Genomic DNA, 26,456 nt, shown 5'->3' on the forward strand with positions numbered 1-26,456 from the left:
GCTCACCCCGCCCGGAGGACCGCGCCCATGACCAGTGGGGTCATCGAGATCGAGGGTCTCCGCAAGACCTTCCACAGCCTGCGTCGCGGGCGACGGATCGCGGTGGACGGTTTCGACCTGCTGGTCGAGGCCGGCCAGGTGCACGGCTTCCTCGGGCCGAACGGTTCGGGTAAGACCACCACCCTGCGCGCCCTGCTCGGGCTGGTACGCGCCGACGACGGCCGGATGCGCGTGCTCGGTGCCAACGCGCCGGAACAGTTGCCGCAGGTCGCCGGCCGGGTCGGTGCGATCGTGGAGAGTCCGCAGTTCTACGGCAACTTCACCGGCTACCGGACGCTGCGGTTGCTCGCCCTCGCCGGCGGCGTACCTGTCGCCCGGGTCGACGAGGTGCTGGCGCAGGTCGGGCTGGCCGACCGGGGCGACGAGCGGGTCAAGGGCTACTCGCTGGGCATGAAGCAGCGACTGGCGGTGGCCTCGGCGCTGCTCAAGCGACCCGAGCTGCTGATCCTGGACGAGCCGGCGAACGGGCTCGACCCGGCGGGCATCCGGGAGATGCGGGATCTCGTCCGGTCGCTGGCGGCGAACGGCGTGACGGTGCTGATCTCCAGCCACATCCTGGCCGAGATCCAGTTGATCTGCGACCACGTCACGATCATTTCGCGGGGCCGGCGGGTGACGGCCGGTCCGGTGGCGGAGGTGCTCGCCGGCTTCGACCACAACGAGCACCTGGTCCGGGTCGACGACCTGGCCCGGGCCGAGGAGCTGCTGCTGGCCGCCGGGCTGACGGTCACCGGGCACGCCGACCACCTGGTGGTGAGCGGAGTGCCGGACCCGACAGCGGTCAGCCGGACGCTTGGCGAGCAGGGTGTCTGGGTTCGCGAGCTGACGCCGCTGCGGCCGGATCTGGAGAGCGTCTTCCTGGAGCTGACCGGCACCCCGGCGCACCCGGGAGTCCCCCGGCAGGTCGACGGCTCCACACCGCCGGGCCAACCGACCACCGACCAGGAGATCGACCTCGGGATGCGGGGAGTGGACGCGTGAACCTCATCCGTGCCGAGGTGGAGCGGCTCAGTGCCCGCCGCTTCGTCCAGCTGATGATCGTGCTGCTGATGCTGGCCTTCGGGGTGACCGCCGCGACCACCCTCGCCGGCTCGCACCAACCCACAGCCGTCGAGCTGGCCGAGGCGCAGCGGCAGGCCACCGCGAACATTCGCGGCATGGAGCTGGAGCACGCGCGGTGCCTCGCCCGGGATCGGGGCGAGCCGTTCCGCGACGACCCGGGTCTCTATCTGCCGCCGGACTGCTCCGAACTGGATCCGGCGCTACAGGACCGGTTGCCGGTGGCCGCCGACTACCTGACCGGGGTGTTCACCTTCACCCGGCAGGCCGAGCCGCTGCTCTACTTCCTGGTCGCATACCTGGTGCTCTTCGGGTTCCTGGTCGGTGCCTCGTACATCGGCGCCGACCTGAACTCCGGCGGAGTGGTCAACCTGCTGCTGTGGCGACCGCGCCGGCTGACCGTGCTCGGCGCCAAGCTCGGCACGCTGCTCGGTACGGTGCTGACCGTCTCGGTGCTCGCCTCCCTGGCCTATCTCGTCACCTTCTGGGTCATCGCGCAGATCGCCGGCTATCCCGGCCCGACGAACGCGGCCTTCTGGGCCGAGTTGGGCGCGATCTGGGGTCGCGGGTTGACGCTTGTGCTGCTCGCGGCGGCGATCGGCTTCGCCATCGCGACGATGGGGCGGCACACCGCGGCGGCCCTCGGCGCGGTGGCCGCGTACCTGGTGGTGTGGGAGCTGGGCGGGCGGATCGTGTTGCAGATCCTCGAGGTGGCCCGACCCGACCAGCTCATGCTCGCCAGCTACATCGGCGCCTGGCTGGCCGGAGAGGTCAGGTTCTGGGACAGCACCGCCTGCCGGACCGTCACGAGCGGCTACTGCGACGGCAGCTACACGCTGACCTGGCAACCCGCCATCGTGGTGCTCCTGCTGCTCACCGCCGGCCTCGCCGCCTCCGCCTTCGCCCTCTTCCGCCGCCGCGACCTGCTCTAACCCACCCCCACCCCCACCCCGGCGATCTTGCACTTTTGGTCGCCCTAATGTCGGTTTCGATGGCATTTGTGGAGACGAAAAGTGCAAGATCGCGGCGAACCGGGTGGAGGGTCAGGCGACAGTGGAGCCGAAGACTTCGTCGCGGACGGCGTCCAGCGCGGTGCGGAGGGCACCGTGCAGGATCGGCTCCTCGGTCAGGCCGGTGGGCACCACCCGGGGGCGCACCAGGGTGATCGCGGCGACCTCGTGCTGCACCCGCTCGGCCAGGGCTGCCCCGCCTGCCTGCCCCACCTCCCCGGCGAGCACCACGAGCGGCGGGTCCAGCACCACGCAGGTGCTCGCCACACCGAGGGCGAGCCGGCGGGCCACCTCGTCGAGCATCGGCCCGCCCGAGGTGCCGTCGGCGATGGCGGCCCGGACCGCGTCGGCGGCGGCGCCGTCCGGGTAGCCGTGTTCCCGGGCCAGGGCGCGGATCGCGTCGGCGCCGGCCAACTGCTGGAAGGCCGGCTTCGCCCGGCGCGAGACGTCGCGCGGGATGGGTGCGCCCGGCACCGGCAGGTAGCCGATCTCACCTGCGGCGCCGCTGCTGCCGTGGTGCAACCGCCCGCCCAGCACGATGGCCAGACCGACGCCGGCACCGACCCACACCAGGACGAAGTCCGCCAGGCCCTGGGCCGAGCCGGACTGCGCCTCGGCCACCGCGGCGAGGTTCACGTCGTTCTCGAAGACGACAGGGGTGTCCAGGTCGTCGCGGAGCGCGGCGAGCAGCCCGCGGTGCCAGCGGGGCAGGTTGTACGCGAAGGTGATGTCCCCGGTGCCCGGGTCGACCAGACCGGGGGTGCCGAGCACGATCCGGCGGACGCTCGACAGCTGAGCTCCGGCGCTGCCGGCCACCCGGACGACTGCGTTGTGCACCACGCCCACCGGGTCGTCGGTGTCCTGGGTGGACTGCTCGACCCGGCCGATGACGGCACCTGTGATGTCGGCGCAGGCGGCCACCACCCGCTCCGGACCCACGTCCACGCCGACCACATGGGCGCTGCCGGGCCGTACGGCGTAGAGCTGGGCGTTCGGTCCCCGCCCGCCGGCCTGCTCGCCGACCCGGGCGACAAGCCCACGTTCCTCCAGGCGCTCCACCAGTTGCGAGGCGGTGACCTTGGACAGGCCGGTCAGCTCGCCGATCCGGGCCCGGGTCAGTGGCCCGCGCTCCAGCAGCAGTTCCAGCGCCGCACGGTCGTTGAGGGCCCGCAACAGACGTGGGGTGCCGGGCAGCCGGGTCGCGCTCATGCCATCTGTCCTCAAGTATTAGTAAACTTTGCTAACCTTTAAGCTTTTAAGTAACTGTAGACCGACAGGCGAACGGGTAAGCCGTAGCGTATCGGCCACGTGGGAACGCGACCCTCCACCGACCCGGTACGAGATCCTCGCCGGCCGGCATCGAGAGGAGAGAGTACGTGGGGCTGGATCCAGGACTACGCCGGCTGGCGCTCGGCACCCTGCTGGCCGCGTACCCGGGGCCGGTGCCGCCGGACTGGGCCGTGGATCTGGTCGCCGACGGGCTCGCCGGGCACACCCTGTTCGGCAGCAATGTCCACGAGCCGGCGCAGGTGTCGGCCAGCACCGCGGCGTTGCGCGCCGGCCGGCCCGACGTGCTGATCGCCATCGACGAGGAGGGCGGCGACGTCACCCGACTGGCGCACGCCACCGGCAGCCCGTACCCGGGCAACGCCGCGCTCGGCGCGATCGGCGACCTGGCCCTCACCCGCCAGGTCTACCAGGCCATCGGTGCCGAACTGGCAAGCCTCGGCATCACCGTCGACCTGGCCCCGACCGTCGACGTCAACACCGCCGACGACAACCCGATCATCGGTACCCGGTCCTTCGGCGCCGACCCGGTGAGCGTCGCCGCGCACGCCGCCGCCGCGACCGTCGGGCTCCAGGCCGCCGGGGTGGCCGCCTGCGCCAAGCACTTCCCTGGCCACGGGGCGACGGTGACCGACTCCCACCACGAACTGCCCACCGTGGACGTCACACCCGACCTGCTGCGCCGACGGGACCTGCCCCCGTTCGCCGCGGTGGTCGCCGCCGGTGCCAGGGCGGTGATGACCGCACACATCCGGGTACCCGCGCTTACCGGCGACGGGCCGGCCACGTTCAGCCGTACCGTGCTTGTGGACCTGCTGCGGCACGAGTACGGCTTCGACGGCGTGGTCGTCACCGACGCGCTGGAGATGAAGGGCGCGGCCCTGGCCGCCGGTGGTATCGCCCCCGGCGCGGTGCGGGCCCTGGCCGCCGGCGCCGACCTGCTCTGCATCGGGGCTAAGGTCGACGCCGGCCTGGTCGAGCAGGTCGTCGCCGAGATCGTGGCCGCGCTCGGCGACGGCCGGCTGGAGCGGGCCCGGGTCGAACAGGCAGCCGGCCGCACCGCGGAACTCGCCGCCTGGACCCGGACCGCCGACCGCGCCGCCGCCAGCCCCACCGACCTGGGGTACGCGGCGGCCCGCCGAGCCGTCCGGGTGGAGGGCGTGCCGACCGGACTGGACCGGTCGCTCGTGGTGCACCTGCACGCCACCTCCACGATCGCCGAGGGCCGGGTGCCGTGGGGGCTCGGACCGCACCTCAACGGCACCGAACAGATCCGGGTGGTGGCCGCCGAGACCGACCCGGCCGACCTGCGCCGACGCGCCGGTGACCGCCCGATCATCCTGGTCGGCCGCCACCTGCACCGGCTACCCGGCGGCCCGGAGCTGGCAACCGCGCTGGCCGCCACGCATCCGGTGGCCGTGGTGGAGATGGGCTGGCCGGCAACCTGGCGGCCGGACGGCGTGCGGGCCTTCGTCACCACCTACGGCGCGAGCCACGCCAACGGCCGCGCCGCTGCCGAGGTGCTCGGCCTGACCGGCTGACATCCAGCCATCTTGAACGCGTTCAACTTCTGTCGTACGCTGACGTCCATCATGTTGAACACGTTCAAGATTGGGCCGACGCATGGACATCAAGGTCTGGATGTACCTGGTCTACCTGGCAGTCAGCATCGGGCTGACCATCTGGGTGGCGCGGGCGCTCACTCGTAACGGGCTGGTCTTCCTCGATGAGGTGTTCGCCGACGAACGGCTGGCCCGAGCGGTGAACAACCTGCTCGTGGTCGGCTTCTACCTGCTCAACCTCGGCTACGTCACGGTGGCGATGCGGCACTCCGGGCCGGTCGGCTCGACAAGCGTCGCAATGGAGGAACTCTCGTTGAAGATCGGGCTGGTCCTGCTCGTGCTCGGCGCGCTGCACTTCTTCAACGTCTTCGCCCTGGGCCGTTACCGGCGGAACCGGCTGCGCCAGCTCGCCACCCATCCGCCCCTGGCTCCGGTCGGTCGGCTCCCGATGCAGCACGCCTACCCGCCGGTGCCGCACGGCCCGCGCACCGGACCCACCGCGCCGGGCCAGAGCACCCCACCCGCCGCGCCGGGCCAGGGGGCCCCACCCGCCGTACCCGGCCAGGGCACTCCGCCGGCCCCGCCCACGCCGCCGGCCCGATGACAACGCCGGGTCGGGCCGGGACAGACGGACTGCCGGATGCCACCGCACACGGGGGCGGTGGCATCCGGCGTCTCACCGTCCTCTACGACGCGCACTGCCCACTGTGCCGGGCCGCGCGCGGCTGGCTGGCGTCGCGCGCCCAGCTCGTACCACTGGAGTTTCTGCCAGCCGGTTCGGCGACCGCCCGGCTGCGCTTCCCGGGCCTGGACCACGACGCGACGCTGCGCGATCTCACGGTGATCGCCGACACCGGTGAGGTGTACGCGGGCGACGGTGCCTGGTTCGCCTGCCTGTGGGCGCTCGCCGACCATCGGGAGACGGCCCAGCGCCTCGCCCGCCCGCACCTGCTGCCGCTGGCCCGCACGATGGTGGCCGCCGCCTCCGCGGTCCGGGAGCGGGTCCGTGAGCCGTCGCCGGCGCCGACCGACGGCACGGCGGGATACGGTGACCGGAATGACCGACCAGACTGTGCCGACGACCGCTGCGGGTGAGGCGGCGACCGCCCGGGGCGAGCAGACGCGGCAGCTGATCCTGGAGACCGCGATGCGGTTGTTCCGCGAACGTGGTTACGCCCGCACCACGATGCGCGCCATCGCGACGGAGGCCGGGGTGGCGGTCGGCAACGCCTACTACTACTTCCAGTCGAAGGAACACCTGATCCAGGAGTTCTACGCCCGCACCCAGACGGAACACCGGGCGGCGGCACAGCCGGTGCTCGACCGCGAATCCGACTTCGCTGCCCGGCTGGCCGGGGTGCTGCACGCGGGCATCGACGTGCTGACCCCGTCGCACGAGTTCGCGGCGAGCTTCTTCAAGACCGCCGCCGAACCCACCTCGCCACTGAGCCCGTTCTCCCCGGAGTCCTCCGGACCCCGCGAGGCGGCCATCGACCTCTACGCCGAGGTGCTCACCGGCTCCACCGCCAAGGTCGACGCGGAACTGCGCCCCCAACTGCCCGAGCTGCTCTGGCTCGCCTACATGGGGGTGGTGCTCTTCTGGGTCTACGACCGCTCGCCGGGGCAGACCCGGACCCGGCAACTGATCGACGGCGCGGTGCCACTTGTCGACCGGCTGGTGAAGCTGTCGCGGCTACGCGTGCTGCGGCCGGTGACCCAACAGGTCGTCGGCCTTATTCACACCCTGCGTCACTGACCGGGGCGGACTGAGCGACACGCTTATCCGCAGGTCAAGTCCACAATTGGACAGCAACGAGACAGTGGCGGCGGCTTGCAGAGCGGGTTCTCGATACGTAGCGTGATCGTCACTGGAGCTTCACGCGGACCTGGGGGGAGGCTGCGGACCGTGGATCCGGCCCGGGATCCACGGTCCGCGCCCTGCCGGTGAGCGGTCAGCTCGGATAGACGCCGTAGGACCGCCAGCCACGGTCGGGGAATCCCGCGGCTTCCGCCACCCGCGCCGAGGCGCCGTTGCGCCGGTCGTGCAGATAGGTCGGCACCGCACCGTCGTCGAGCACCCGACGGGCGGCCTGGGCCACCAGACGCCGGGCCAGGCCGCGCCCCCGCGCAGCCGGGACGGTGCCCACCGCCAACTCGTGTCCGTGCTGGTCGTGCCGCTTGATCCCGACGCCGGCCAGGTAGCGGCCCCGGTGGTCCCGCACGACGAGCACCGACCTGTCGAACAGGCGCAGCCAGGAGGGCAGACCAGCGGTGGTGGGCGGTACCCATTCACCGACCTCCGGCAGCGCCGCCGGCGCCACGCTCCACCGGAACACGTCGTCGTGCACCGCCCAGCCGGGATATCCCACAGCCGAAGGCAAGGCGCTCAGCAGCCCCTCCGGGTGGTGCGCCAGATCGCGTACGGTCCCGACCCGGTCGGGTGCCACGGAGAGCACACCGCTGCCTCCGGCGTGGACCGCGATGGCAGGACGCGGCCGGCCGTCCCAGGCGGGCCTGGTGCGCCGCCCCGACCCGACCACGTGCAGGCCCGGGCCGGCCGGCCACTGTCCCAGCCAGGTCGCCAGGTGCAGGTGGAGACGCCGGTCGAGCATCAACACCTCCGGGTCCGTCACCGCCGATGCCGCTCACCGTACGACGGCGAGGTGAGTTCGGTGGGTAGGTGGGGGTGATCCGGGGAACCTTAACGATCGATCGACCGTCATATCCATTTCCATACATGGACAACTTTCTTTGAAACGGTGGGGGTATGCCGAAACAGCCGCAGGACCGTTATCAGCAGGACACCGGGTGCGCCTGGCGCGGCCTCCGAACCACCGGCCGATTCCCGGCCCAGGCGCCGTACCAGGGTCACCGCACCCGGCCCGGCGCGCTCTCCTGGTGCGAGCTGAACAGCCTGCCGGCCGGTGCCGTCCGTCACCACCTGAATCCCCAGTGACGCACCAGCTGCGGATAGCCGCGATCACCGGCCAGCCGACCGAGTGGGTGGCGCGCCGAGGAAGTCTCTAGCGCGGCGAGCCAGCGCGCGCTTTCGCACACCTGTCGGGTAACGTCTGCTGGTCCTTCGACGGGTCACGACAGGAGCTGGCACATCCATGGGCAAGAAGACGATCCACGTCTCCGACTTCAGCGGCACGGTGCTGGGTGCCGACGACGAGGCCGTCCGCGTCGTCGTGCTGGAGCACCCTGACCTGGTGGCCGGGCCCGTGCAACTGGACGCCACCCCGGTGGAGGTGGAGAGCATCGACGACGCGGCGCTTGACGTGGCGGTGGTCGAGATCCACGACCGGCACGGCCACGGCGAGCCGCGGCGGGTGGTGCTGACCGCCAGCGAGTTCGACGCGATGGCCACCGACGTGCCGATGGCGCAGTTGCTGAAGACCGCGGAGCGGGTCCGCCCGCCGAAGACCCGTCGCGGCGCCGAGAAGATCGACTACGGCACCATCGAGCACGCTGGCCGGCCGCACCGGGGGCGGGTGACCGAGGATGAGGGGCGGTTGGTGCGGGAGCGACTCGACGAGGTGAACAAGCGCCTCGCCGACGCCGGGCTGCGCCAGATCGATCCGGCCGACCCGGAGCACGCCGCCCGGTACGGCTTCCCCGTCGAGCCCTGAGCGGCTACTCGAACGTCCGCAGTTTGGCCAGGGCCGCCGCGATGTTCGCCTCGGTGGCGGCCTTGTCCACGCCGAGTCCGGTGAGCACGCCTTCGCCGTTCTCCTGTTCCAGCAGCGCCAGCAGAATGTGCTCGGTGCCGATGTAGTTGTGCCCGAGCCGCAGCGCCTCGCGGAAGGTCAGCTCCAGGGCCTTCTTGCCGGCGGTGTCGTACGGGATCAGGTCCGGGACCTCCGCCGAGGACGGCGGCAGCGCCGCCGTGGCGGCCTCGCGCACGGCTTCCACCGACACACCACCGGCGGCCAGTGCCCTGGCGGCCAGCGCCTCCGGCTCGGCCAGCAGGCCGAGCACCAGGTGCGCCGGGGTGATCTCGGCGTTACCGGCGGCCTTCGCCTCGTTCTGCGAGGCCATCACCACGTTGCGGGCGCGTGGGGTGAACCGCTGAAAGCCCTCCTGCGGATCCAACGCCGAGGCCACGAAACGCTTCTGGGCGGCCTGCTTGCTCACCCCCATGCTGCGCCCGATCTCGGTCCAGGACGCCCCGGAGCGGCGGGCCTGGTCCACGAAGTGGCCGATCAGGTGGTCGGCGACCTCACCGATGTGGTCGGCGATCATGACGGCGTCACTGAGCTGGTCGAGGGCGTCGGTACGGGTCCGCTTGATGGCCTGGATCAGGTCGTCGAGCCGGACCGGGTTGCTCATCTGCACGGGTTCAGTCATGCGTCAACTCTAGGTTGACGATGCTCTGCCGTCAACCCAAGGTTGACGCCCGTCGTCGCAGCAGCATCGGCCGATGATCGCTGTTAACAACCTTGACTAATTCTGTCGAAATCGACAGACTCGGATTTGGAGAGCGCTCTCCACCCGCCTCGCCAGCGCATCCGTCCCTCCACCCCCGAGGAGATCCCATCGTGTACGCCATCTCCCGCAGCCTCCGGCGGGCCGCCGCCGCCCTGAGCGCGGCCCTCGTCACCAGCGCACTCCTGCTACCCGTGCAGACCGCACCGGCCGCCGCCGCCATCGGCGGGATCACCTGGCAGGACGAGTTCAACTCGCCGGCCGGCACCCCTGTCGACCAGTCCAAGTGGCGCTTCGACATCGGCGGTCACGGCTGGGGCAACAACGAACGGCAGTACTACACGAACAGCACGAGCAACGCCGTGCACGACGGTCAGGGCAACCTGGTCATCACCGCCCGCCGGGAGAATCCGGCCAACTACCAGTGCCACTACGGTCGGTGTGAGTACACCTCGGCCCGGCTGCTGACCGCGGCCACCTTCAGCCAGGCGTACGGCCGGTTCGAGGCGCGCATCAAGATCCCCCGAGGTCAGGGCATCTGGCCGGCGTTCTGGATGCTCGGTCGGGACTTCGGCGACGTCGGCTGGCCGGCCTCCGGCGAGATCGACATCATGGAGAACGTCGGGCGGGAACCGAACACCGTGCACGGCACCATCCACGGGCCGGGCTACTCCGGTGGTGGCGGGATCACCGGCAGCCGCACCATCGGGCAGCCATTGGCCGACACCTTCCACACCTACCGGGTGGACTGGGAACCGAACATCATCCGCTGGTACCTCGACGGGTCGGAGTTCTTCCGGGTCGACCCGAGCCGACTCGGCGGCAACCGCTGGGTCTTCGACCACCCGTTCTTCATGATCCTCAACGTGGCGGTCGGCGGTAACTGGCCCGGCTACCCCGACGGCAGCACCCAGTTCCCGCAGCAGATGCTCGTCGACTACGTCCGGGTCTCCAGCTACGTCCCGGACGGCGGCAACACCGGCACCACCCGGATCCGGGGACAGCAGAGCGGCAGGTGCATCGACATTCCCAGCGCGAACCCGGTCGACGGAGCGCCGTTGCAGATCTGGGACTGCAACACCACGGCCGCGCAGGCGTGGACCTTCGCCGCCGACGGCACCATCCGCGCGATGGGCAAGTGCATGGACCCGGCCTGGGCTGGCACCGCCAACGGCACCGAGGTCAACCTGGTCACCTGCAACGGCAACCCGGCGCAACGCTTCACCCTCAACGCCGCCGGCGACCTGGTCAACCTCAACGCGAACCGCTGCGTCGACGTACGCGAGAACAACCCGAACAACGGCGGCCGGCTGCAACTGTGGGACTGCGCCGGCACCCCCAACCAGAAGTGGTCCCGAGCCTGACGGCACCCGCCACCAGACCCGGATCGGCACGGGGACCGGGCAGCGCCCGCAAGCACGTCGGGCGCTGCCCGCGGTGAGCCCGCCGGGCGTCCCGCGCGTAAGAGTCGGTGACAGGCGGGTAGTAACCCATGCGGTCATCGATGTGCGGGAGGCGACGTGGAGAGCACTCAGGTAGCCGGCGGACGACGGTTGTGGTGGTGGATCGGGGCGATCCTGCTGGTCGTGGTCGTCGTGGTGGTGGCCACCTGGACCTGGGTGACGGTCCGGGGCGACGGCCGCAACGGGCACGTCGTCACCGGAGCGGTCGGCGACCTGCGGGAGGCCACCTTCGTGCTGCTCGACGGCGCCGACGTGGTCCGGATAGGCACCGCCGACCTCGGCGAGGACGCGTACCGGGTGTCCACCCCCGCGACGCGAGCGTCCGGCCCGCGGTCTCGCTCACCGACGGGAGCCTGCTGACCAGCCTGCGCGGCACCGACCGGGACGGTCCGGCGGTGGTGGAGGTGGTGCTTGCCGAATCGGTCCGCTGGCACGTCCGACTCAACGGCGGCGCCAAGGAGCAGCACCTCGACCTGCGCGGCGCGCGGGTCGGCGACGTCGAGTTCACCGCCGGTGCCAACCGGGTCGAACTGACGCTGCCCGCGCCGGAGGGGACGCAGCGGACAGTGCTCGGCGGCGGCGCGAGCCAGGTCGTCGTCCACCTGGCCGGCGACGCTCCCGTGCAGGTACGCGCCGGTGGCGGCGCCGGATCGGTCACCGTCGACGGCACCACCCACTCGGGGTGGCCGGCGGAACGACATTCACCCCGCCGGAGTGGAACTCCGCGACGGACCGCTACGACATCGACGCCACCAGCGGCGTCTCCGCCATCACCGTCGACCGCACCGCCGCCGGCTGAGCATCCGCAGACCCGACGTGCTCGTCGCCGCCGACCGGGGAGTCAGGCGTCGAACAACTGGTCCAGCTGATAGCGCAACAGGGCGATCGCGGCCTCCGGCCCGCGCATGTTCGCCATCACGCTGTCGGCCAGGCCGGTCGCCAGCGCCAGCAGGTTGCCCGCCTCGGCGCCGACGTCCCGGGCCGAGGAAAACTCACCGGCCTGCTGCGCGTCGGCCAGCAGCGCCCGGAGCACGTTCTCCAGTTCCCCGGAGCCTCGGGTGTAGGAGAGCTCGGCCAGCGCCGGGTCGGTAAGCGCCAGGGCGTGGTAGGCGGCGAAGACGGTGTACGAGGCGCGTTGCTGTTCGTCGACGGGGATGAGCTGCACCAACCAGGCGTGCAGGCGGTCGCGGACACCGGCCGTCGCGCTGTCCGCCAGCCCGGCCTCGATCCGCCGGCCGACCGCCTCGGCCTGGTGTTGCAGCCCCGCGAAGAGCAGTTGCTCCTTGGTGTGGAAGTAGTACTGCACGGTGCTGACCGAGACGCCCGCCTCGGCCGCGACCGTTCGCATGCTCGCGGCGTGCAGACCTCGGCTCGCGGCGATGCGCAGGAGCGCGGAGACGATCAGAGCCCGCCGTTCGTCGTGGTCGGCCAGCCGGGGCATGTGGCACCTCACCCTTCTCGCTTTGCTAGTACGCTTGTATTGTACGATCGTACTATCAAAGCTCGGTGAGGAGGCCCGGTGACAGCCACCAGAGATCCCGGCGTCGGACGGTTCGTCAACGATCAGGCGCGAGAGAGATTCCTCCAGGCGTACGACGTGGCGATGCGGTCCTGGCCGCAGCCCCGACAGGAGTTCGACGTCGAGACGAGCTTCGGCACCGTCCACGTGCACCGCCACGGTGCCGGGCAGGGCGCACCTGTGGTGCTGCTGCACGGCGCCCAGGGCAACTCCTCGAACTGGTATCCGCAGGTCGCCGCGCTCGGCGAGCACCACCCGGTGTACGCGCTTGACACCATCGACGACCCGGGACGCAGCGTGCAACGGCGTCCGGTGGTGGGCTCGACCGAGAGCGCCGCCTGGCTCGACGAGACGCTCGCCGCCCTCGACCTGAGCGACGTCCACCTGGTCGGGATGTCGTACGGCGGCTTCCTGGCGCTGGCCCTGGCCGTACACCGACCCGACCGGTTGGCCTCGGTGACCCTGCTCGACCCGGGCGGCCTCCAGAAGGTCCCGGTCAAGTTCTACGCAAATGTCCTCGCGGGTGCCCTGGCCACGTTGGCGCCGCGCCGCACCCGGGCCTGGTTCGCCCACCGGCTGGCCAACCACGCACTTGTCGAGTCGGCCGAGCAACTGGCCCCCGTCATGATCGCCGCACGGCACTGGCGGACCCGTCGTCCTGCCGCCCGCCGGTTCGACGACGACGAGCTGCGGGCGATCCGGGTACCGGTGCTGCTCCTGGTGGCCGAGCGCAGTTCGCTGCTACGACCACGGCAGGCGGTGGCCCGGGCCCAGGCGCTGATCCCGTCGGTGCGGGCGGAGATGGTGCGCGGTGCCGGCCACGGTCTTTCGCTGGAGCGTCCCGAGCTGGTCAACACGCGCGTGCTCGGCTTCATCGCCGACCGCACGTCGGACGACGCCGTCCAGCGCGACCAGCCCGGTCGGTGACAACGCGGGGCGGTGCCGGGAACCCGCCTGCCCCGTCCCGACGCCCGCCCGCCGGCTGGCATCCGGCCGCCGGATACGGTACGTCCGATCGCCGTTTCGAGCGAAAACGACTGCGGTGTACCGAGGCTGGAGGAGCCGGCGTGGCCATGCGACTGCACGTCGGATGTGCGATGTGGACCCATCGGTCGTGGCAGGGCAGACTGCTCCCCCATCCCCTGCCGGCACACGAGCGGCTCCGGCACTACGCCGGCTGGTGCGACGCGGTCGAGGGCAACACCACCTTCTACGCCACCCCGGCCCGTGAGACGGTCGCCTCCTGGGCGGAGCAGACAGACCCCGATTTCCGCTTCGTGGTCAAGCTGCCGAAGGTGGTCACCCACGAACGCCGCCTCACCGACGTCGACACGCCGATGCGCGCCTTCCTCGACGCGATCGAGCCGCTCGGCTCGCGGGCGTACGCCCTCTGGGTCCAGTTGCCCGGCTCCTTCGGCCCGGACGACGTACCCACGCTCGCCCGGTTCCTGCGCCGGCTGCCCGCCGCCCACCGACCCGCCGTGGAGGTGCGCGATCCAGCGTTCTTCACCGACCCTCACGCGACCCGGCTGCTGGAGACGGCGCTCGCCGAGACCGACGCCGAGTGGATCCCGTTCGACACCACCGTGTTCTTCGCCGATCCGCCGACAAGCGACGCCGAACGCGACGCGTGGACGAAGAAACCCAGGATGCCGCCGCGTACGGTGGCACTCACCGACCGGCCGATCATCCGCTACCTCGGTCGCGACGATCCGGCGCGTACCGTCGAGGGCTGGCGGCAGTGGGTGGACCTGACCGTGAACTGGCTGCGCGAGGGCCGGTCGCCCACCGTCTTCATCCACACCCCGGACAACGCCGACGCGCCGACCCTGGCCCGCCGCTTCCACGACGAGGTACGCGCCCGCGTACCGGCGCTGGCACCACTGCCCGAGCCGGTGCCTGTCGAACCGACAACCCTCTTCTGACCGTCGGCTCGTCGAGCCGGGAGAGCTAGGCGGTGGCGTCCCGCCCCGGGTGCGGTGGTTCGGGGCCGGGGTTCTCCTGGATGGTCCGGGTGACCTGCTCCAGCAGTTGCCTGGGATCCGTGCGTCCGGTCACCTGGATCTCCACCTCCGACTCACCGATGCGCATCCGGACGGTGGCGCCGCTGGGCTGCTGGCTCAGCCAGGTCTGCAACAGGGCGAAGAGACCGGGCAGCAGGCTCTGCGCGACCACCGCGATGATCACAGCTTCGCTGAAGCCGGCCCGGCCACCGGTCCGTGCGCCCAGGTCCCGCACACCGGTGCGGAACTCCGGACGACGGTGGATCCAGTCGACGAGCGAGACTGCGGCGGGCCGTCGCCGATCGACGATCATCTGAAGCCGCACGGGCTGTCTGGCCGTCGGGTACGTGTCGGTCACCCGATGCTCCTCATCACTCGTCGACGCCGGGCTGGAAGGAGAACTCGTCCCCGGTGACGGTGACGATGCCGGTGACGTCCACGACGTAGTTCTCGGTGAACGTCTCCTTGCCGTAGAAGGACTCGTAGGTACCGCTCACCCGCACCGCGCCCCGGCCCTCGTACGGCGTCGAGACCTGAGCGACCGACGGACCCATCACGTCAATCTGCGTGGTCGGGTACTCGTCGATCGTCCACTTGAGACCTTTGGCGTCCTGGTACCCGTACAGCTGGAAGGGGCAGCCCTGCGGTGCGGCCACGGTCTGCCGCGCACACTCGTCCAGGTACGTCTTCACCTGGGCGTCGATGCGGCCCTGGGCGGAGGGCTTCAATTCCGGAACGGCGTGGATCGGCGTGTCGACGTCGGTGCCGGGCAGCACGGTGATGTGCTGCGGCACCACCTCGGTGAGCGGGTTCGCGGCAGCGGTCACGACATGAACACCGGGCACCGAGAGCACCGTCTGCTCCTCCGGGCCCTCCGGCACCGGCACTCCGTTGATCATGAGGCCCTGCTGTCCGGCGAGGACGGAGAGGGCCGAGACACCGCCGACGACGTACCAGCCCTTGAACACCCCGAGCGTCGACTCCTCGTCGCGACGGAGCATCACGTCCGCCTCCATCCGGCTCTCGCCCACGACGAACGAGACAGTGGCGGTCGCGTCGTCGTCCTCCCGTTCGATCGCCCGGATGTCGATATCGGTGGGCGGCTGGTAATCCGCCGACCTGATCAACTCGCCGAGCAGAGCGTCGTCGCGTACGGCGGCGCCGGCCTCCGGGTTCAGCCACCCGGCAAGGTCGTCGACGTTGCGGTCCGCCAGGGCGGAGAAGTACCCGTCGACGGCGTTCTCCGGCCGGAAGAAGCCCCATTGCACGACGCCCAGCAGGCTGGAGAGCAGACAGAAGGACAGCAGAGCGACCCCGCCGATGACGGCCGGCCGGCGCAGGTCGACCGGGTCGTCGCCGCCGAAGAGTTCCGCGGTGGCGATCACCCGCCGAGGCGGGATCTCCGGTCCGTCGGTGTCGCCATCGGCCCGGACCGATTCCAGCCGTTCCAGACGCAGCTCGTTCGGGGGGTGTTCGGCGCAGACGGCCTCGTCCCAGCCGCTGCGCCCACTCTCGAACGACTTGCGGCGCTCAAGGACGGCGCGCAGGCCCTCGGTGTGCCCGGTCATCACCGCGCCGAGGTCCGCCCGGTACTCCGCCGCCCGGACGTCCGCCCGGTGCAACGGCTGCACCAGGTACTTCATGGTCAGCAGGACCGGCCAGAAGAAGACGAAGACGAACATGTTCGTCGCCGGGTGGGGAAACGTGCGCATCAGCCAGGTCGGTACGGCGTGCACCAGCACGAGTGGAAGCCCGACACCCCGGACGAAGGCCGAGGTGATCTCGTCACCGGTACGCCAGTGCACCAGCTCGTGGCTCAGTAGCGCGGCGATCTCGTCCGGCGGGTCGGCGAGCAGACCGGTGGTGACGACGATGTGCCGGGCATAGGTGCGCGCATTCGTGCTGACCGGATCGTCCTCGACCAGCAGTCGCGGCATTCCGGGCAGCCCCAGCCGTTCCGCACACTCGTGCAGAATCGGCATGACCAGTTCCTTCTCCCGACGGCTGAGCTCACGCGCGCCCGACACCCGCAGCAGTCGATGTTCGAACAGCACCCGGTACAGGGTGTAGAGCACACCCACCAGAATGGCGGCAGCCGCTATTCCGACCAACTGGGCGAGCAGGGAGACCCCGCTGTCCGCTCCGTTGAAACGGAGGACCGGCACCATGAGCAGGCCAACCAGGAACGCGATTGCGGCACCGACGAAGGCACCGATCGCACCACCGGACTGCTCCAGGAAGGAACTGACCAGTCGCCCGATGATCGGAGCGTCCCGAACCTCGTCGGGAACGAGATCCGCGAACATTCCACCGCCGGTGAACGCCAAGGTGAGACCAGCGACCACCGCGAGCACCACCGCGGTGAACAACGCGACAGGCACATAGAACCAGGCGGCGATGAAGGAGCCCAGGACGCCGCGCCAGTCACGCAGGATCCCGACGCGGAGCCAGACGATCGCGTTCGGGTAGCCGGGCGGGCGGTTGGCCAGTCGCCCCCTCTCGGCGTCGTGCCGGGTGACGTCACCTTCGGGCACCGACGGCCGCGTCCGCACCGGCGACGAATTGTCGGTGATCTGATTCTGCTGATCGCCGGAAGGCTGCACCGCATCCTGCTGCACCGGGACTCCTCCATGGGGCTGAACAGGGCAAAATGGTGGCCCGGTCCGCTCGGAACTGTTTTCCCGGAAGCAGACAGGGCCGCGTTTCAGTCAATGAACCACTCTGCGGTAGGGGCAGACCTTACTCCGGTGAATACCGCCACGCCACCCGGTTCCGCACCGATTTGCCTGCCGCCGACTCATTGATTCCGGCAGTTGGTGCAGAGCGGACAGCCACTCCGGGTCCAATGACGGCGCTCTTTCGGTTTCCGGCACCCAGCGGCGACAAAGATGAGAATTCCACGGGAATTGCCGACGCTTCCGCTACGGCCTCCCGGCCGGCAGCGCAGCCCCTCGTGGGGCCGGTCAGCGCGGAGCGTCGAGGTGCTGGTCGAGGTTGACCGCGGTGCTGATCAGCGAGAGGTGGCTGAACGCCTGCGGGAAGTTGCCGACCTGTTCCCCGGTCGGGGCGATCTCCTCGGAGTACAGGCCCAGGCGACTGCTGTAGGTGAACATCTTCTCCAGGGTGAGCTGTGCCTCGTCGAGCCGCCCCGAGGCGGCGAGCGCCTGCACGTACCAGAAGGTGCACATGCTGAAGGTGCCCTCGGCACCGGGCAGACCGTCCGGAGAGGCGGCCGGGTCGTAGCGGTAGACGAGGCTGTCGGAGACGAGCGTCTGGTCCATGGCGCGCAGCGTCGACTGCCACATCGGGTCGACCGGCGAGACGAAACCGACGGACGGCATCGCCAGCAGTGACGCGTCCAGGATGTCCGTGTCGTAGTGCTGCACGAACGCGCCCCGCTTCCGGTGAAAGCCCCGGCTCATGATCTGGTCGTAGATGGCGTCCCGGGCCTGCGTCCAGTGACCGGTGTCGGCGGGCCGCCCACGGCTTGCCGCCAGACGTATCGCCCGGTCGAGCGCCACCCAGCACATCAGTCGCCCGTAGGTGAAGTCCCGCCGGCCGGAACGGGTTTCCCAGATGCCGTCCTCCGGCTGGTCCCAGTGTTCGCAGAGCCAGTCCATCAGCCGCGCGGTGTTCCGCCACCCCTCGTGCGGCACGAACAGCCCGTTGCGGTCGGCGAAGTGCAGCGAGTTGAGCGCCTCGCCGTAGATGTCGAGCTGAACCTGGTCGGCCGCGCCGTTGCCCACCCGCACCGGCGCGGAGCCCCGGTATCCCTCCAGGTGGCCCAGCAGTTCCTCGGGTAGGTCGGGTGAGCCGTCGACCCGATACATGATCTGAAGCGGCCGGCCGGCGTCGTGCGCGTCCCGGATCCGGTCGTCGAGCCAGGCCAGGTACCGCCGGGCCTCCTCTCCGAAACCCAGCCGCAGCAGCGCGTGCACGGAGAAGGACGCGTCCCTGATCCAGGTGTACCGGTAGTCCCAGTTCCGGGTGCCACCGACCTGCTCCGGCAGGCCCGCGGTGGGCGCGGCGACCAGAGCGCCGGTGGGGGCGTACGTCATCAGCTTGAGGGTGATCGCCGACCGCTCGACCATCTCCCGCCAACGTCCCCGGTACGAGGAGCGCGCCAGCCAGCGCCGCCAGAACTCACCGGTCCGGTCGTGCAGTTCGTTCACCTCCGCGAGGTCGATGGGACGCGGTGGGTGCGGACACGCCGTCTCCAGGACGACACCCCCGACGTCTCCCTCGCGGAGGAGGTACGTCGCGCGCACACCCGCCTCGTCGCGCCGGATGCGACTTCGATCGATCAGATCGTCCCGGTTCTCGAAGGGGGTCAGGCTGAGCGTGAGCGCGCCGCTGCGGAAGACGTCGCCGTGCGGGTGCACCTCAAGCTCGTACCTGTCGCGTCCGTAGTTGAACCGTGGGCGGCAGTCGAAGTGGAACCGCATGGTGCCACGCACCACCCGGACGATGCGGATAAACCGGTGCCGGTCGGTGACCCGTTCCCCGGTCACGGGCATGAAGTCGATAAGCTCACCCACCCCGTCCCGGCTGAGAAACCGCGTGATCAGGATCGGGGTTCCGGGCAGGTAGAGCTGTTTGCTGACGTAGTCGACCCCCTCCGGCGCGAACCGGAAGTGGCCGCCCTTGCGATGGTCCAGCAAGGCACCGAAGATGCTCGGCGAGTCGAACCGGGGTGCGCAGAACCAGTCCACCGTGCCGTCGTCGCTGATCAACGCGGCGGTCTGGAGGTCACCGATCAGGCCGTGTTCCTCGATCGCCGGGTAGCGGTCCACCCCGTCCTCCCACCTTCGCGCGGAGACGGCGACTACCCGGGACGCCCCGGGGCAAACGGTTCGCGGTGGTGGACCGGCCGTGGCGCGGTGGTCAGGCTTTCTCCTCGATGAAACCGGCGATGTCGGCGGCAATCTGTTCGGGCTGCTCGCCGTTGACGGCGTGGGAGGCGCCCGGGTAGAGCCGTACGGTGCCACGGGGGAGGTTGCGTCGCGCGGTCTCGGCTGCCGACCGCGCGTCGTGCATCACCGATTCCCCGGCGATGATCGCCAGGACCGGCAGGTCGATTCGACGGAGTCGTTCCTCGCTGATCCGCGTGGGCTGCGGCAGCCGGAGCCGGTAGTGCTGCATACCGGCCTCGATCATGTCGGCGACCGGCTCATCCTCGACCGGGGCGCCGCCGGCGGTGTAGGAGTTGAAGCTGTCCCGCCACGCCTTCGGCAGCCAGGGCAGCGCGGCGGGGATGGAGCGCACGATGGTGCCGAGCGGCATGTCGGCGAAGACGTACACCGGGTCGATGACGGTCATCGACGCGATGTGGTCCGGCCGGTGCAGGGCTAGGTTGACCGCGGTCCAGCCACCTATCGACAGGCCGACCAGGTGGAACTCGTCCGGCGGAAGCGCCTGGAGGGTCTGGTGCAGCCACTCGGCCTGCTCCTCGTCGCTGCCGATCGGGCGGTTCTGCACGCTCATGCCCGGCTCGCCGAGCAGGTCGACGGTGTAGACGTCGCCCATCGGCAGCAGCAGCGGCAGGTTGTCGGCCCAGACCGGGGTGGCCGAGGCGCGCCCAGGCAGCAGTAGCAACGGGGTGCTCGTACCGCCGCCGTCCGCCGTGCCGGCGAATCGGTAGACGCGGACGATGCCGAAGTCGGTGCGTACGTCGATGGTCTCCGCCGGGTCGGGCAGGGCGGCGAAGGCCTCCGTGTAGGCCCGGAGGAACCGGTCCTGGCCGTCGGCGCTGTCCCAGTGACCGATCGGAGCGGGCTGGCGGATGGCGAAGGTGACCACCAGCGCGGCCAGTGCGAGGCCGGCCAGGACCAGGCGCAGCCATCGTGACCTGGGCCGCAGCCGGTTGAGAGCCTTCATCAGCCTGGTCCGCATGACACGCTCCTAACCGATCGGTAGATTTTTCGACCGTACGGTAGAATCTGGCGGGTGACAAGGAGACGAGAGGGCGCGACGGGCGAACTGACCCTGATCGAGCGTGCCCGCCGCGCCCAACTGATCGAGGTAACCATCGAGCTGGTCGCCGACCGGGGCTACGGCGGTGCCTCACTCGCCGCCATCGCCGAGCGCGCCGGGATCACGAAGGCCGCCGTGCTCTACCACTTCCCGACCAAGGACGCCGTGGTACGCGCAGCACACGGGCACGCCCTCGCCGCCCTCGTCGCAGACGTCGCCGGTGCGGTCGAGGCCGCCGACGCGGCGAGCCGGCCCGCCGCGTACGTCAGGTCGATGGTGGGGCACCTACGGGAGCATCCGCGGCACACCCGCATGATCATCGAGGCGATGGTGCACGACGACCGCGACAGCGATCCGGCCGCCCGCTGGGGTCCACTGGCCGACCTCATCAGCGCGGCCCGGGTCGCGCGCGGCGGCAGCGGCGACACCGACGCCCGCACCACGGCGATCATCATCGGTGGCGGCATCGACGCGATCGTCGCCGAGCAGCTCCACGATCCCGACTACGACACGGCTGCGGCGGCCGAGCACCTCATCGAGATGCTCGACCCGACGCTCTCGCCATGACGGCGTACGCTCCGGTCACGCCGCCGGCTGTCGCGGTCTCGGCTGCCTGTGGTATCTCGGTCCGCCCGGGGCGTGCATCTCGCCCCGGTAGATGCCGTGCCGCAGCTCGGAGACGTACCCCTCCAGCTCGGGCATGCCCAGCCGGGCCGCCACGGCCAGCTCGGCCTCGACGTCGTACGGCACGCGGACGAACTGGATCGAGAACGGCGCGTCGACCTCGGAGCCCAGGACACCTTCGAGGATCACGTAGACCGGGGTCGGATCGTCCATGGCGTTGCCGACGCTGCCGGTGTTGAACAGGGTGCGGCGTTCGCGGTCCACCTCGTAGAACGGATCGTGGGTGTCGCCGTAGCCCACCACCGAGGGCGCCGGCCCGTCGCCGGTCGCCGGGGTGTTGGCGAACATGCCGAGGAACTCGGCCTCGTCGTGGTCGAACCGCACCCGACGGTGCACACTCGTCGCCGACGCGTGGAAGAGTCGGACCCGCCGCCCGCTGAGCAGAAAGTCGTGACTGAACGGCAGGCCGCGCAGCCACTCCCCCTGGCCGTCGGCGAGCTGCGCCAGCCACCAGGCGATCGCCTCGCTGTCGTAGGTCCGGTCCGGGTCGGGGAGGAAGTCGTCCCAGTTGCCGAGGATGTTGACCTCGCAGCGTGCCCGGCAGACCTCGATCACCTCGCGGCCACGCGGCCCCTTGCCGACGTAGTCACCGAGGTTGTAGATCCGTTCGATGCCACGTCCGTCGATGTCGGCGAGCACGGCCTCCAGCGCGGTCAGGTTGCCGTGGACGTCGGAGATGAGGGCGATGCGGTCGAGGGATCGGGCCACGTGCCGATCCTAGGAGCTTCGTCGGTGTCCTCGCTGGCCCGAGGAGCCCAGGCGACGGCCGGTAGTGATTGGCCCCGGGACCAGGCAGGCACGTGCCTGGCCCCAGGGCTGTCCATCAGGCGCGTCGGCTCCACTGCTGGTTCGCACCGCCGTTGCAGGACCAAAGAATGATCTTTGTGCCGTTGGCGGTGGCGGCGCCGTTGGCATCCAGGCAGAGTCCGGACTGGACGTTCGTGATGGTGCCGTTGGCGTTGACGTTCCACTGCTGGTTGAGCCCGCCGTGGCAGTCCCAGATGATGACAGTGGTGCCGTTCGTGGTGCCCGCACCGTTCGCGTCCAGGCACTTGTTGCCGTACACGGTGAACTGCTTGCTGGCGGTGTAGGTCCACCGCTGGTGGGTGCCGCCGGAGCAGTCCCAGAGCTGCATCTGGGTGCCGTTGCTGGTGGCGGCGTTCGGTGACTCGACGCAGCGACCCGACTGGCCGCCCACGATCTGTGCGTCACCCGTGCTGCCGGTGCCCTGCCGCCTGACCAGAGACTTCGACTCGGCGGATCGGTTGCCCTGCGCGTCAACGACGTAGAGCCGGTAGTCACCCGACGACGTCGGCACCGCGATGGACGTGGCGTTGGCGTCCGCCCTGGTCATCGTGGGGCCGGCGGCGAACGTGGTGGTGCCGGAGGGGGCCAACCAGAGCGACCTGGTCGGGTCGCCGCCGCTGCGGATCGGGATCGAGGACGTGCCGCTGCCGACGAACGTGCTGGCCGGTAGGACGTAGTCCTGCATGGGCAGGTTGCGCGGCTGGGTGATGTCCCGGAACGAGTCCTGGAGCCCGGAGTTGACAGCGATCCCGTAGGCCGCAGCCGGCCAGACGTAGTCGGAGGAGACGAGGATGTCGTGGATGGTGCTGTTGGGCAGGTTCTTGTTTGAGACCTTGTTGATCGGGCCGTACGTAGACGTGATGCTCAGGTCGTGCTTACGGCCGAAGTCGTCGGAGTTGATCATCCAGGTGATGTTCTTGTCCACGCTCAGGACGTTGTCCCGGAAGGTGATGAACGCCGAGCCCTCGTCCGGGTGGAGTCCGTACTTGTGGCCGGCCGGTACACCGTGCAGATAGTTGTTGTGGATCGTGGTGCCCGGCTGGCTGCCAAGCGTGTAGATGGGCGCCGTGTCGCTGAGCCGCTGCACCGTGTCGATGATGTGGTTGTGACTGATTGTGTTGTTCTTCGCGGTGGTGGTCGGCCGGTTGGGCGCGATCGATCCTGAGGATCCGTCGAAGTTCCACCATCCCCAACCCATCGTGATGCCCGCCCACGGGGCCTTCTCGATGCGGTTGTTCTGCACCGTGAGGGTGTCGGCGAAGTACGCCGCGACCGCGCCGTGCCCGTTGAACAGCACCGCACTGTCGTGGATGTAGTTGTTCCTGATCTCGATGTTCTTCGGAAGTCCCTCCACCTGCGGTGGGTACTTCTCCCGGTTGCTCGACGTGTGATCGCCGACGTAGACGTGCTGCGGGTGACCCACGCTTATCGCCGAGCCGGCGATGTCGTTTGTGTAGTTGCCGACCAACTGCGTGTTCGTCACATCGTTGATCATGTTGATTCCGTCGGCGCCGGTGTGCGCGATCCGGTTCCGCTCCAACCGGATTCCACTGGCGTTCTGCATGTGGATGATTCCGGGCGTGACGTCGACATTGCGGTAGTAGTAGACGTGGAAATTACCCCGGGCGTACGCCTGCGCACCGAGATTGCCCTGCTGGGCCTGCTTGTAGACCGAGCCGCCGACGTTGAACAGGTTCCAGTCGGAGTGCCGCACGGTGAGGCCGGAGAACGTGATGTTGCGGGCGTGGTTGCTTGTCGAGGTGCCGGCGATCCGCAGCACCGTCGCCACGTTGTTGGGTGCGAAGACCGTCGCGGTGGACATGTTGTCGGCGCCGGCCTTGTAGTAGTAGACCGTCCGGCTGGACTTGTCGAAGTAGAACTCGCCAGGCGTGTCCAGGAACTCGTAGGCGTTCATGACCTTGTGGCTGCCGTTGATCTGGGCGTTGCCGTTGAACGCACCCTGGGCGATGGCGGCCCCCGGTTGCTGGAACAGGGCGATGCGGCTCTGACCGTCACCACTCGTGGTCACCTGCCGCACTCCCACGATGGCCGTGGTCCAGGTGGTGGCCGTCTCGATCTCGATGTCGTCCTGGTTCCGTGGAATGGCCGGGAAGTCGGCCGGGTTGTATCTCGCGCCCTCACACTGCGAGCCCGATTCCCACGCCCAGTCGGCCTGTCCCGCGGTGATGTTGTACGTGCCGTGGCAGCCCGCCGAGGTGATCGTCTTGGCCGCCATGTAGGCCCGCTGGCCGTTGACGTAGAGCGCTCGCAGTTTGTTGGCCCGGTCCAGCGGTGCCTTCCAGATGTTGCCGCTGTGCTGGGTCCAGCCGGTCACCTGAACACCGGCCTCGAGAACCGGGGTCTCGCCGGGGTACGCGGCGTAGATCACCCGGTGGCCGTTGGTGCCGGAGTCGCTCGCTCCGAACTCGATGGTGCTGGTCACCGGATAGCTTCCACCGCGCAACTGGACCTGGATGTCGCCGGTCATCGTCGCGGTCTTCGTGCGGACCACGTCCCGGGCCCGCTGCAGGGTGCGAAACGGTGATGCGAGTGTGCCCGGGTTCGCGTCGTTTCCACCGGGCGCGACATAGAGCGTCTCCTGGATGGCGGCCTGCGCCGGAGTCTGGCCCGCGATCACGGCCGGCACCGTGGCGGAGACAAGCACCGCCAACGCCACCAGGGAACCTCTACCGGCATGGACAAAGGATTTCATCTCTGCTCCCTCCACTCCCGTCGACGAAACGCGCCCTCGCTGAGGCGTTACGCCTGCCCGTGCGGCAGTCGGGTCGCCATCCGGAAGCCATTGACCTGATGCGCCGTCAAATGGTGGCCACGGACAGCACGAAGCCGCCCGTCGATTGAGCGACGGGCACCGGATTAACGACACTTATGCTGATCGACAGGGAACTTCCGCTGCCAGGTTGCAGACTTTCTTCCACAATGAGGAAAGTCTGCCTGTAGCGTAGGCGTCGAGCATGCCCGATGCAACCAGGGAAAACGGTTCCGCGCAGCGGTGAATGCGCAGCTCAATCGGCAGTACGACACGGTGACACACACTTCGGCCGCAGTATGGAGAACGGGCCGGAGACGCTGATCGGCAGGACGGTTTTCGCCTACCGGAAACAGCCTTGATGAATGCGGTGCCGTACGCGCCGAGTCAGACTTTCTGCACCTGCCACTTCTGGTTGTCGCCGCCCCAGCAGGCCCAGAGTTGGACCTTCGACGTGCTGGTGTTCACGTCCAGGCAGAGGCCGGACTGCGCACTGCGGATCGTGCCGTCGCCGCCAACGGTCCAGCGCTGGTTGTCGCCGCCGTTGCACGCGTACGTGCCGACGACCGTGCCGTTCGTGGTCCCCCGGTTGTACGCGTCGAGGCACCGCTGTCCGGCGAGGGCGGTGATCTGCCCACCAGCCGTCACGGTCCACCGCTGGGCTGCGGTGTTGTTGCAGGCGTACACCTGGACCTGGATGTTGGCGGTGGTGGCGCCGGGGATGTCCAGGCACTGCCCGGTGCCGACGTTGCGGAGCTGGCTGACCTCGTCCGGAACGCCGCCGTCGTTCAGTCCCCAGGCATACCGGAGGCGGTTGAGCCCGCTCGCGTTCGGGGTGCTGAGGGTCAGGTTGGTGCCGGTGCCGTGCAGTTTCTGCATGGCGTACCAGTCGTCGCCCTGACCGGCGGTGACCTTGCCACCCAGGCCCGGCCAGTAGACCGAGCCGATCCGCAGTTCCCGCAGCACGTCGGCGGTGGCGCGGAAGTAGCGCACGAAGTTGTCGGTGCTCGTGGCGTCGAGGTAGTTGAGCCCGGTGTCCATCGGCGCGCCGAACTCGTCCATCACGGTACGGGCGGCGCAGGAGCCGATCGCGTCCCGCAGGAACGTCACCCACTGGTCGTAGGTCTTCGCGCCGCTGAAGAAGGTGTAGTGGTGCAGCGAGACGATCGTCCCGTCGAGCCGGCGGTCGGCACACATCGACTTGATGTCGGTGTTCAGGCCGGCACCGCTGACGAAGACCCGGTGGCGGGGAATCGACGGGCGGGCGGTGAGCCAGTTGTTCACCACGTTCGCCCAGTCCGCGGCGCTGTGTCCGCCCGGCTCGTTCATCGGCTCGAAGTACACCAGGTCGTTGCCCCCGTACCTGGCGACCACCGTGTTCCACATGGTGTTGAAGGCTGCGGTGTTGACGATCCGGCCACCGCTGGCGGCCACGCCGTCGTCCCAGTAGGAGAGGACCACCTTGAGGCCCTTCGCCGTGGCCGCGTCGATCGTGCCGGTGTACGCGTTCCACCAGCTCGTACCCACGGTGTAGGTGTTGATCGGCAGCCGGACCGTGTTGGCGCCCAGGTTGTTCTGGAAGCCGGTGTAGATCGCGTTGGCCTTGGCCACCACTGTGGCGTAGCTGTCGGAGCTGCTCAGGCCGTGCAGCACCAGTGGCCCACCGTGGAAGTTGTCACCCAGCCGGGCCCAGTTGACCCCCCGGAACTGGGTGGTGTCCGCAGCAGCGGGCGAGACACCACCGAGCACGACGGTCGGCACCGCAAGGAAAACGGCCAGGGCACCTGTGAGCAACCGCCTCAGGTGGCGACGTGAGTGGGAACGGGCCATT

Annotated in this window: 25 protein-coding genes; 14 read left to right on the forward strand and 11 right to left on the reverse strand. The window is 69.7% G+C overall.

Annotated elements, in window-relative coordinates; all coding sequences use genetic code 11:
- The first annotated feature begins 27 nt into the window (after positions 1-27).
- Both CLT74_RS16085 and CLT74_RS16090 read left to right on the forward strand, forming a co-directional pair.
- On the forward strand, positions 28-1,041 hold the full coding sequence (locus CLT74_RS16085; protein WP_099847269.1) for an ABC transporter ATP-binding protein: 1,014 nt from the start codon (positions 28-30) through the stop codon (positions 1,039-1,041).
- Complete coding sequence (locus CLT74_RS16090; protein WP_099847270.1) at positions 1,038-2,051, forward strand: ABC transporter permease subunit; 1,014 nt, start codon at positions 1,038-1,040, stop codon at positions 2,049-2,051. The genes CLT74_RS16085 and CLT74_RS16090 overlap by 4 nt, the downstream gene beginning before the upstream one ends.
- Before the next feature lie 111 nt (positions 2,052-2,162).
- Here the strand turns inward: CLT74_RS16090 and CLT74_RS16095 are convergent, their stop codons facing one another.
- Positions 2,163-3,338: an ROK family protein gene (locus CLT74_RS16095; protein ID WP_099847271.1), complete on the reverse strand. Its 1,176-nt coding sequence runs from the start codon at positions 3,336-3,338 to the stop codon at positions 2,163-2,165.
- A 167-nt stretch (positions 3,339-3,505) separates the two neighbouring features.
- On the opposite strand from CLT74_RS16095, the gene CLT74_RS16100 reads away from it, so the two are divergent.
- From CLT74_RS16100 to CLT74_RS16115, 4 genes are all read left to right on the forward strand, one after another.
- Positions 3,506-4,957 (forward strand): glycoside hydrolase family 3 N-terminal domain-containing protein, encoded by a 1,452-nt coding sequence (locus tag CLT74_RS16100; protein ID WP_099847272.1) that lies wholly within the window; start codon positions 3,506-3,508, stop codon positions 4,955-4,957.
- A gap of 82 nt (positions 4,958-5,039) precedes the next feature.
- On the forward strand, positions 5,040-5,582 hold the full coding sequence (locus tag CLT74_RS16105) for a hypothetical protein (protein ID WP_099847273.1): 543 nt from the start codon (positions 5,040-5,042) through the stop codon (positions 5,580-5,582).
- Positions 5,579-6,073, forward strand: coding sequence for a DCC1-like thiol-disulfide oxidoreductase family protein (locus CLT74_RS16110; RefSeq protein ID WP_099847274.1), 495 nt, complete (start codon positions 5,579-5,581; stop codon positions 6,071-6,073). The genes CLT74_RS16105 and CLT74_RS16110 overlap by 4 nt, the downstream gene beginning before the upstream one ends.
- The gene (locus CLT74_RS16115) at positions 6,036-6,734 is read left to right on the forward strand and encodes a TetR family transcriptional regulator (RefSeq protein ID WP_099847275.1); all 699 of its coding nucleotides are present in this window, start codon (positions 6,036-6,038) and stop codon (positions 6,732-6,734) included. Before CLT74_RS16110 ends, CLT74_RS16115 begins: the two co-directional genes overlap by 38 nt.
- 196 nt (positions 6,735-6,930) lie before the next feature.
- Here CLT74_RS16115 and CLT74_RS16120 read toward each other — a convergent pair whose 3' ends face one another.
- Positions 6,931-7,590: a GNAT family N-acetyltransferase gene (locus CLT74_RS16120; RefSeq protein WP_099852123.1), complete on the reverse strand. Its 660-nt coding sequence runs from the start codon at positions 7,588-7,590 to the stop codon at positions 6,931-6,933.
- Positions 7,591-7,745: 155 nt separating this feature from the next.
- Here CLT74_RS16120 and CLT74_RS16125 point away from each other — a divergent pair, with 155 nt between their 5' ends.
- Together CLT74_RS16125 and CLT74_RS16130 are read left to right on the forward strand one after the other, a co-directional pair.
- On the forward strand, positions 7,746-7,934 hold the full coding sequence (locus CLT74_RS16125) for a DNA repair protein (protein WP_099847276.1): 189 nt from the start codon (positions 7,746-7,748) through the stop codon (positions 7,932-7,934).
- A gap of 157 nt (positions 7,935-8,091) precedes the next feature.
- Positions 8,092-8,610: a hypothetical protein gene (locus tag CLT74_RS16130; RefSeq protein WP_099847277.1), complete on the forward strand. Its 519-nt coding sequence runs from the start codon at positions 8,092-8,094 to the stop codon at positions 8,608-8,610.
- 4 nt (positions 8,611-8,614) lie between these two features.
- Here the strand turns inward: CLT74_RS16130 and CLT74_RS16135 are convergent, their stop codons facing one another.
- Entirely contained in the window at positions 8,615-9,328 is a 714-nt protein-coding gene (locus CLT74_RS16135) for a Clp protease N-terminal domain-containing protein (protein WP_099847278.1), read from the reverse strand.
- Positions 9,329-9,519: 191 nt separating this feature from the next.
- On the opposite strand from CLT74_RS16135, the gene CLT74_RS16140 reads away from it, so the two are divergent.
- The 3 genes from CLT74_RS16140 to CLT74_RS30240 all read left to right on the forward strand — a co-directional run bounded on the left by CLT74_RS16140 (position 9,520) and on the right by CLT74_RS30240 (position 11,738).
- A complete protein-coding gene (locus CLT74_RS16140; RefSeq protein WP_099847279.1) occupies positions 9,520-10,770 on the forward strand; it encodes a ricin-type beta-trefoil lectin domain protein in 1,251 nt (416 codons plus the stop codon).
- Between the two features lie 156 nt (positions 10,771-10,926).
- On the forward strand, positions 10,927-11,229 hold the full coding sequence (locus tag CLT74_RS30235) for a hypothetical protein (RefSeq protein WP_143697171.1): 303 nt from the start codon (positions 10,927-10,929) through the stop codon (positions 11,227-11,229).
- Between the two features lie 35 nt (positions 11,230-11,264).
- Positions 11,265-11,738: a hypothetical protein gene (locus CLT74_RS30240; protein WP_143697172.1), complete on the forward strand. Its 474-nt coding sequence runs from the start codon at positions 11,265-11,267 to the stop codon at positions 11,736-11,738.
- Here CLT74_RS30240 and CLT74_RS16150 read toward each other — a convergent pair.
- The gene (locus CLT74_RS16150; RefSeq protein ID WP_099847281.1) at positions 11,711-12,310 is read right to left on the reverse strand and encodes a TetR/AcrR family transcriptional regulator; all 600 of its coding nucleotides are present in this window, start codon (positions 12,308-12,310) and stop codon (positions 11,711-11,713) included. The genes CLT74_RS30240 and CLT74_RS16150 overlap by 28 nt on opposite strands.
- A 78-nt stretch (positions 12,311-12,388) precedes the next feature.
- Between CLT74_RS16150 and CLT74_RS16155 the strand changes: the two genes are divergently transcribed.
- The gene (locus CLT74_RS16155) at positions 12,389-13,315 is read left to right on the forward strand and encodes an alpha/beta fold hydrolase (RefSeq protein WP_486582334.1); all 927 of its coding nucleotides are present in this window, start codon (positions 12,389-12,391) and stop codon (positions 13,313-13,315) included.
- Between the two features lie 170 nt (positions 13,316-13,485).
- Positions 13,486-14,313 carry a DUF72 domain-containing protein gene (locus tag CLT74_RS16160; protein WP_199172392.1) on the forward strand — a complete coding sequence of 276 codons (828 nt, stop codon included), beginning with the start codon at positions 13,486-13,488 and terminating at the stop codon, positions 14,311-14,313.
- Positions 14,314-14,338: 25 nt separating this feature from the next.
- Here the strand turns inward: CLT74_RS16160 and CLT74_RS16165 are convergent, their stop codons facing one another.
- The 4 genes from CLT74_RS16165 to CLT74_RS16180 form a co-directional block, all read right to left on the reverse strand.
- Positions 14,339-14,749 carry an effector-associated constant component EACC1 gene (locus CLT74_RS16165; protein ID WP_099847282.1) on the reverse strand — a complete coding sequence of 137 codons (411 nt, stop codon included), beginning with the start codon at positions 14,747-14,749 and terminating at the stop codon, positions 14,339-14,341.
- A gap of 13 nt (positions 14,750-14,762) precedes the next feature.
- Positions 14,763-17,009, reverse strand: coding sequence for a M48 family metalloprotease (locus CLT74_RS16170; RefSeq protein ID WP_099847283.1), 2,247 nt, complete (start codon positions 17,007-17,009; stop codon positions 14,763-14,765).
- 345 nt (positions 17,010-17,354) lie between these two features.
- On the reverse strand, positions 17,355-19,184 hold the full coding sequence (locus CLT74_RS16175) for a glycoside hydrolase family 15 protein (protein ID WP_099847284.1): 1,830 nt from the start codon (positions 19,182-19,184) through the stop codon (positions 17,355-17,357).
- A 91-nt stretch (positions 19,185-19,275) separates the two neighbouring features.
- Positions 19,276-20,283 carry an alpha/beta fold hydrolase gene (locus CLT74_RS16180; RefSeq protein ID WP_486582335.1) on the reverse strand — a complete coding sequence of 336 codons (1,008 nt, stop codon included), beginning with the start codon at positions 20,281-20,283 and terminating at the stop codon, positions 19,276-19,278.
- 54 nt (positions 20,284-20,337) lie between these two features.
- Between CLT74_RS16180 and CLT74_RS16185 the strand changes: the two genes are divergently transcribed.
- Positions 20,338-20,931 carry a TetR/AcrR family transcriptional regulator gene (locus CLT74_RS16185; protein WP_099847285.1) on the forward strand — a complete coding sequence of 198 codons (594 nt, stop codon included), beginning with the start codon at positions 20,338-20,340 and terminating at the stop codon, positions 20,929-20,931.
- Between the two features lie 15 nt (positions 20,932-20,946).
- Here the strand turns inward: CLT74_RS16185 and CLT74_RS16190 are convergent, their stop codons facing one another.
- The 3 genes from CLT74_RS16190 to CLT74_RS16200 all read right to left on the reverse strand — a co-directional run bounded on the left by CLT74_RS16190 (position 20,947) and on the right by CLT74_RS16200 (position 26,455).
- Positions 20,947-21,756: a metallophosphoesterase family protein gene (locus CLT74_RS16190; RefSeq protein WP_099847286.1), complete on the reverse strand. Its 810-nt coding sequence runs from the start codon at positions 21,754-21,756 to the stop codon at positions 20,947-20,949.
- 115 nt (positions 21,757-21,871) lie between these two features.
- On the reverse strand, positions 21,872-24,568 hold the full coding sequence (locus CLT74_RS16195) for an RICIN domain-containing protein (protein ID WP_099847287.1): 2,697 nt from the start codon (positions 24,566-24,568) through the stop codon (positions 21,872-21,874).
- 444 nt (positions 24,569-25,012) lie between these two features.
- Complete coding sequence (locus CLT74_RS16200) at positions 25,013-26,455, reverse strand: ricin-type beta-trefoil lectin domain protein (RefSeq protein WP_099847288.1); 1,443 nt, start codon at positions 26,453-26,455, stop codon at positions 25,013-25,015.
- Position 26,456 lies beyond the last annotated feature (1 nt).

Source organism: Verrucosispora sp. CNZ293 (assembly GCF_002754655.1).